This is a genomic window from Pseudonocardia sp. (assembly GCF_050246655.1).
GTDB lineage: Bacteria > Actinomycetota > Actinomycetes > Mycobacteriales > Pseudonocardiaceae > Pseudonocardia.
In genome coordinates this window covers 1-6,405 of record NZ_JBFWVQ010000192.1, presented here as the reverse complement: position 1 = coordinate 6,405, position 6,405 = coordinate 1, and the positions used below count along the sequence as shown (strand labels likewise).

The 6,405-nt window shown below is 76.4% G+C and carries 9 protein-coding genes; 5 read left to right on the top strand and 4 right to left on the bottom strand.

Going from position 1 to position 6,405, the window contains the following annotated elements; all coding sequences use genetic code 11:
• From AB7J25_RS29710 to AB7J25_RS29695, 4 genes are all read left to right on the top strand, one after another.
• The coding region (locus AB7J25_RS29710) for a pseudouridine synthase (protein WP_428514544.1) at positions 1–285 on the top strand (285 nt) is incomplete at its 5' end.
• 1 nt (position 286) lies between these two features.
• Positions 287–970 carry a hypothetical protein gene (locus tag AB7J25_RS29705; RefSeq protein WP_428514542.1) on the top strand — a complete coding sequence of 228 codons (684 nt, stop codon included), beginning with the start codon at positions 287–289 and terminating at the stop codon, positions 968–970.
• A 16-nt stretch (positions 971–986) separates the two neighbouring features.
• Positions 987–1,796: an N-acetylmuramoyl-L-alanine amidase gene (locus tag AB7J25_RS29700; RefSeq protein ID WP_428514540.1), complete on the top strand. Its 810-nt coding sequence runs from the start codon at positions 987–989 to the stop codon at positions 1,794–1,796.
• A gap of 53 nt (positions 1,797–1,849) precedes the next feature.
• Positions 1,850–2,209 (top strand): hypothetical protein, encoded by a 360-nt coding sequence (locus AB7J25_RS29695; protein ID WP_428514538.1) that lies wholly within the window; start codon positions 1,850–1,852, stop codon positions 2,207–2,209.
• Positions 2,210–2,245: 36 nt separating this feature from the next.
• Here AB7J25_RS29695 and AB7J25_RS29690 read toward each other — a convergent pair whose 3' ends face one another.
• The 4 genes from AB7J25_RS29690 to AB7J25_RS29675 form a co-directional block, all read right to left on the bottom strand.
• Complete coding sequence (locus AB7J25_RS29690; RefSeq protein WP_428514536.1) at positions 2,246–3,409, bottom strand: glycosyltransferase; 1,164 nt, start codon at positions 3,407–3,409, stop codon at positions 2,246–2,248.
• On the bottom strand, positions 3,406–4,326 hold the full coding sequence (locus tag AB7J25_RS29685; protein WP_428514534.1) for a hypothetical protein: 921 nt from the start codon (positions 4,324–4,326) through the stop codon (positions 3,406–3,408). The genes AB7J25_RS29690 and AB7J25_RS29685 overlap by 4 nt, the downstream gene beginning before the upstream one ends.
• Positions 4,323–5,003 (bottom strand): DUF998 domain-containing protein, encoded by a 681-nt coding sequence (locus AB7J25_RS29680; protein WP_428514532.1) that lies wholly within the window; start codon positions 5,001–5,003, stop codon positions 4,323–4,325. The genes AB7J25_RS29685 and AB7J25_RS29680 overlap by 4 nt, the downstream gene beginning before the upstream one ends.
• A gap of 260 nt (positions 5,004–5,263) precedes the next feature.
• Positions 5,264–5,782: a DUF1097 domain-containing protein gene (locus AB7J25_RS29675; protein WP_428514530.1), complete on the bottom strand. Its 519-nt coding sequence runs from the start codon at positions 5,780–5,782 to the stop codon at positions 5,264–5,266.
• Between the two features lie 337 nt (positions 5,783–6,119).
• On the opposite strand from AB7J25_RS29675, the gene AB7J25_RS29670 reads away from it, so the two are divergent.
• Positions 6,120–6,405: PHP domain-containing protein (locus tag AB7J25_RS29670; RefSeq protein ID WP_428514528.1), on the top strand; the 286-nt coding region annotated here is incomplete at its 3' end.

The following is a 6,405-nucleotide window of genomic DNA, read 5'->3' as shown; positions in this document are numbered from 1 at the left end:
TACGAGACGATCGAGGCGTTCCGCGCCGCGTCGCTGCTCGACGTCACCCTGGAGACGGGCCGCACCCACCAGATCCGGGTGCACATGGCGGCGTTGCGCCACCCCCTGGTCGGCGACCTCACCTACGGCGCCGACCCCGTCCTCGCCCACCGGCTCGCGCTGCACCGGCAGTGGCTGCACGCCCGCTCGCTGGGCTTCGAGCATCCGGCGGACGGTCGTCGCGTCGAGTTCACGAGCCCCTACCCGGCCGATCTCGTCCGCGCCCTGGACCTCCTGGCGGACTGACGTGCCCGCCGTCCGGGGCCGGCTCCTCGTGCTGGCCGCGTGCCTGGCCGTGGTGGCGGCCACGGCGTGGTACGCGGGGTCGCGGTTCGACCCGCCCGCCGCCGCACCGTCGTCCGGGACCGTGCGGCTCGGGCCGGAACCGGGCGAGGACGTGGCCGCCTACCTCGCCCGCCTGCCGGGGGAACTGCCGGCGCCGGGGACGGCGGTGCTCGCGCTCGTGCAGCTCGGCGCGGAGGTGACGCCCGCGGAGGCGGCGGCGCTCGTGGCGGGCAACGCACGGCTGGTCAGCGTCGTCTTCCACGTCCCGATGCCCAGGGTCCAGAGCGCGTTGCGGTTCGTCGCGGTGGAGCCGGGACCGTCTGCGGTCGCGGCGCTCGACCGGGCCCGCGGGCACGCCCGCTTCCTCGCGGACGCCGACGCCACGCGGCTCACGGGCCGGCAGGCGGCCGTCGCCTCGGCCGAGGCCGCGGCGCTCGCCGACCCGGCCTGCCGGTGCGTGCCGGCGATGGTCGTCGCCGCGGACCGACAGGCCTTGGACGCGCTCGCCGCCCGGCCAGGGGTGCGGGCCGTGCACGCCGCACCGGCGGGTGTCACCCCACCGGAGCTGGCGCTCGCCCCGTTGCTGCCCGAGCAGCGCGAGCGGGCGGATCCGATTCCCGACGACGGGCCGGTGCCTCCTGGCTGAGGCAGCGGTCGACAAGGTGGCGATCTCCGAGGTGTGGACCCGCACGATCCCTGTCGTAGTGCTGGTCGCGGCCGTCCTGGTCGGGTGCGCTCCCCCCTCGGATCCCGCACCGCAGACTCCGCCGCTGGCCGTGCGCCCGCCGCAGCCGCTCCCCGTCTCGCAGGTCCCGCCGCCGACCCCGGCGGTCGTCGTGCTCGACCCCGGTCACAACGGCGGCAACTCGGCAGCGCCCGCCGAGATCAACCGGCAGGTCCCCGACGGGCGTGGTGGGCGCAAGGCGTGCAACACCACCGGCACGGCCACGGACGCCGGGTACCCCGAGCACGAGTTCACCTTCGACGTGGCGCGACGCGTCGAGGCGCTGCTCACCGCCCAGGGTGTCCAGGTGGTTCTGACACGCACCGACGACGCGGGGATCGGCCCGTGCGTCGACGTCCGTGGTCGGGCGGGGCAGGACCACGACGCGGACGCCGTCGTCTCCATCCACGCCGACGGGGCGTCGGCCGCGGGTCGCGGTTTCCACGTCGCCTACGCCTCGCCACCGCTCGACCCGGTGCAGGACGGTCCGGCGCGGGCCCTGGCCGAGGACCTCCGGACGGCGCTGGTCGGCGCCGGCTTCCCGACGTCGACCTACGTCGGCCGCAACGGGCTCTCACCGCGGTCCGATCTCGCCGGTCTCAACCACGCTCGCCGCCCCGCCGCGCTGGTCGAGTGCGCGAACATGCGCAACCCGGGGGAGGCGGAGGTGGTGGCCTCGCCGGAGGGACGGGCGAGGTACGCCGCCGCCATCGCGGCAGGGGTCGTCGAGTTCCTCCGGCGTCGTTGACGAGGGCCCTGCGAGGACCCCGTTCCGTTGTGGTGGATGTCACACTGGAGCACATGCGCCAGGCCTACGCTCACGAGGCCGTCGTCGTCCTGGGCCCCGGCGGTGATCCCGCCGCTCCCGGCGGCGCCGTCACGGAGGAGCTGTGCGGCTCGTGGGACCATCCGCCGCCCTGCCCGTTCGCGCCGCACCACGTCGACGCCGTGGCCGACGGGGACGCCGTCCGCGTGCGGGTGCTGTTCGCCACCGATCCGGCCGACGAGCCGCGGGCCCGGGCGGGGATCGAACGGGCGCTCGCGGCGGGCCACACGACCGGACCGGACGGCAGCACCTTCACGTGGACGCTCCGGTCGTGCGCACCCGCCGCCGTGCGCCCTGACGAGGCGGACCACGCCTCGCGGCTCGCGGCGACCTGATCGCGCCGGTTCCGGAACCCGCCCGGACCGCAGAGCTCACGCGGCGGCGGGCACGTCGGGCCGGCCGCGGCCGGTCACCCGGTCGTAGATCGCCTCGAACGCGTCGAGCGTCGCGCCCATCGCGTGCCCCGCGGCGATCTCCCGGCTCACCTGACCCATCCGCCTGCGCAGGACGGCGTCACCGAGCAGCGTCGTGAGAGCCCCGGCGAGGCTTTCCACGTCCCCCGGCGGGAACAGAAAGCCGTTGCGACCGGGCGCCACCAGGTGCGGCAGCGCCATCGCGTCCGCCGCGACGACGGGCGTGGCCGCGGCCATCGCCTCGAGGGTGGCGAGGCTCTGCAGCTCCGCCGTCCCGGGCATGGCGAACACCGCGGCCCGCGCGTACGCCGCCCGCAGCTCCTCCTCGGGGACGAACCCCCGGAAGGTCGCGGGCACCCCGAGCTGCCCGGCCAGCGCCGTCCACCGGGCCCGGCGGGAGCCGTCCCCGACGATCTCGAGCCGGGCCGGCAGCCGGGGCGGGAGCAGCGCGAACGCGCGGATGAGCTCGTCCACCCGCTTCTCCTCGTCGAGGCGCCCCACGAACAGCACGGTCGGGACATCGCCCTCGGCGCCCGCACGGTAGGCCTCGTGGTCGATGCCGCACGACACCGGGAGGGCCCACGTCAACCGTGCCGCGTCGGCGAGCAGGGCGACCGCCCGCGGCGTCGGTGCGGTGACGACGTCGGCGCGCCGGAACACGCGGGCGAGGTCGCGCCAGGCCAGCCAGGCTGCGGACCCGTGCAGCGCCGGGGGCAGGGGCGAGTGGGCGAGGAGGTTCTCCGGCATGAAGTGGTTGGTCGCGACCAGCGGGCGGCGGGTCTGCTCGGCGGCGACCGCGAGCCCGCGCCCGACGACGAAGTGCGCCTGCACGTGCACCACGTCGGGATCGACGGCGCGCAGCACGTCCGCCGTCGCGGCCATCGCCGACCACGGCGGGCAGACGCGGAAGTCGGGGTGGGTCGGCCAGCGCAGCGAACGCAGGCGGTACACCGTGATCCCGTCCGCCGTGGTGGCTGCCGGCCCGTCCGCGGACGGGGCCGCGACGTGCACGTCGTGGCCGCGACCCGCGAGCCCGCGGGCCAGTCGCTCGGCGAACCGCGCGGCTCCGTTCACGTCGGGCGGGAAGGTGTCGGCTCCGATCAGGATCCGCAGTCCGGTCATCGGGGTCTCCTCACTGGGCGCTGTGGACGCTGTGGGCGCAGCGTGGGTTGCATGGGCGGGCGCCGCCGTCCGGCGGCGTCGGGGTGGTGCCGGGCCAGGACGAGCACCCCCGCCGTCGCGACGGCCGCGGCCGCGAGGCGGGCGCCGGGGGCGTCGGTGCGCCCCTCGCCGAGCACGGCCATGGCGAGGCCGACGCCGACGATCGGGTCCAGGACCGTCAGGCAGGCGACGATGGGTTCGGGCGGCCCGGACGCGAACGCCTGCTGGAGCAGCCACCCGCCGACGAGCAGCCCGAGGGCGGCAGCACCGAGCGCTGCCGCGGCGTCGGCGGGCGACGCGGCGTCCTCGACCAGGAGCCGGGAGGCCGCGCGCAGCAGCACCGAGACGAACCCGAACGAGGTCGCCGCCGCGGCCGCGCAGGCGAGGCTGCGGACCCACCCGGACCGCGTGTGGGCGAACCCGACGAGGGCGACCACGACGACGGCCACCGCGAGGCTCGCGTCCGTCACGAATCCTGTGGGGACCCCGCCGCCATCCCCGCCACCGGCCGTGCCGTCGACCGAGAGCGCGACAAAGCCCACGACACCGGCCACCGTCAGCGCCACCCCGGCGAGCACCCCCGCCGGCGGCGTGGTGCGGCCGGCGAGCAGCACGGCCATCGGGACCGCGAGGACACCGAGGGGCTGCACGAGCGGCAGGGGGGCGAGCACCAGGGCGAGGACGTGCAGCACGGCGCCGGTCGCGCCGAACGCGAGGCCTGCCAGCCAGCGCCTGCGGCGGACGAGGTCGCGCAGCCCGCCCGCGGTCAGCACGCCGGGCGCCGGCGTGACCGTGCCGACCTCGCGGTGCTGCAGCGTGGCCGCCACGGCGAAGCAGAGCGCCCCGAGCACGGCGAGTGCGACGGCGAGCGCGGTCACCGGGCGGCACCCGGGGCCGGAAGCGCCTGGGTCGGGCGCCCGGGAACGGCGACGGCGGCCGTCGGCACCCGCGCGAGGGCCAGGAGCAGGCCGGCCCCGCAGAGCACGAAGAGCCGTTCCAGCAGGCCGAGCAGGGGATAGGGGGCGCCGCCGCTGAGGACGGGCAGGTGGGCGGCGAGGAAGGCCAGAGCGAACGCCCCGGCGGCGGCCGACCAGGCGTGCAGGCGCGGCGCGACGGGTGCCCACCGATCCGTGGCGCGGGCCTGCCGGGCGAGGAGCCATCCGGCGAGCGGCAGCAGGACGAGCAGGCAGGCGGCCGCCCCCCGGTGCACGTGCGCGCCGAGGTCGGGGTCCGTCCCCGGTGGGTTCGTCGGGACCGCGGCAGCGACGAACAGCGCCGCGCACCACAGCCGCAGGAGGATCCGCGGGATCCGGGTCCCCGGTGGCCCGCCGCGGGCGAGCGCCGCCGCGAGCAGCAGGCCCGCCACCGCGGCTGCGCCCGCCGCCACGGCGACGAGCACGAATCCGACGGGCCGCGTCGCGTGGTCGCTGATCGGCTCCGCGACGGGATCGACCCCGGGGACGGCGAGCGGGAGGACCGCGACGGTCAGGGCGGCGAGGCCGGCGCAGCCGGGGACGGCGTAGCGGGCCGCCTGCTCCGCTCCGGATCTCGTCATGGTCCTCACACTGGGCCGCCGCACCGTCCGCGACATCAGGATCACCACCGAGAAGGTCATCGGGGTAACCCCTCAGGGCCGTCTCGCCAGGTGTTCGCCGAAGCGTCATCGCGGCGGCACCGCCCGGGCACCTCCGTCGCCTTCCGGTGGCGTCCCCGACACATGCGCCGCGGCGGGCGTCGGTCCCCGGCCGCGGATGACCGTCCGCCCCGGACCCGCGGGGTGGGCGGGGCCGGGGCGGACGGACGGGGGCGGGGCGGTCAGGCGGGGGTCGACTCGGCGGCCGCGCTGCCGACGAGGCGCCCGACCAGCAGCGAGGCGACCCAGCCGTACAGGGCGCCGATCGCGAACGACAGCGCCATGACGGTGAACGGACCGGTCGGGAGCGAGAGGTCCAGCGCGGATGCGCTCGTCAGCAGCCCGAAGCCCGCAGTGGTCGCGAACCCGATCACGGTCCCCGGGACGAAGCCCAGCAGCGGGACGACGGCACCGAGGACGACGACCGCCGTCATGAGCCCGACGTACACGCCGATGAGCAGCGGGCTGCCCGCCGTGCCGACGAGGAACAGCGCGACCGTGCCGCCCAGGACGCCCCAGATGTTCGAGGCGAGCGACGGGGTGAGCGCCGCGGTCGTGCCGCCCGCGGCGAAGTAGCTCGCGGCACCGAGGAACGTGGCCGGGACGAACAGCCCCAGCGCGGCGAGGGGGCCGACGTAGAGGTAGGTGAGGATCGCGCCGAGGAGGCCGATCACCAGGGCGAGTGCGACAGGAAGCTTCATGGCGCTCCTTCGAGCCGGTCGGGGCAGATTAGAGGATTGTAGAGAGAGATCTACTATAGTTAATGCCGTCGATCAATCCTCTCGCTGTTCCCCGGACGAGTGATCCGCGGCGACGCCCGCCGCGGCGCCGGGCCCGCGGGGCCGCTCGCGGCAGGGCCCGACACGCCGTCCGGCGCGGGTGAGCAGCCGCTTCCCCCGGGTGGCCCCCGGGACGCGGAACCTGTCGGGGTCGCGGGTTAACCTGACCCATCCCGCACTCGTCCGGCCTCGCCCGGCATGGCCGTCAGGGAGCTCGCCGGTCCGTCGTGGCCGGCGGCAGGAGGGAGCCCCGCGCTCGATGCCATCACCGTCCGGCGACAGCTTCGTCCACCTCCATACGCACACCGAGTTCTCGATGCTCGACGGGGCCGCCCGCCTGGACGACCTGTTCCGCGAGGCCGCGCGCATGGGCATGCCGGCGCTGGCGATGACCGACCACGGCAACGTCTACGGCGCATACGAGTTCTGGCGCAAGGCCAAGGCCCACGGCGTGAAGCCGATCATCGGCATGGAGGGCTACCTCTCCCCGGGCTCGCGGCACGAGCGCAAGCGCGCCACGCTGGGCGGGCAGGTCGTGAGCGACG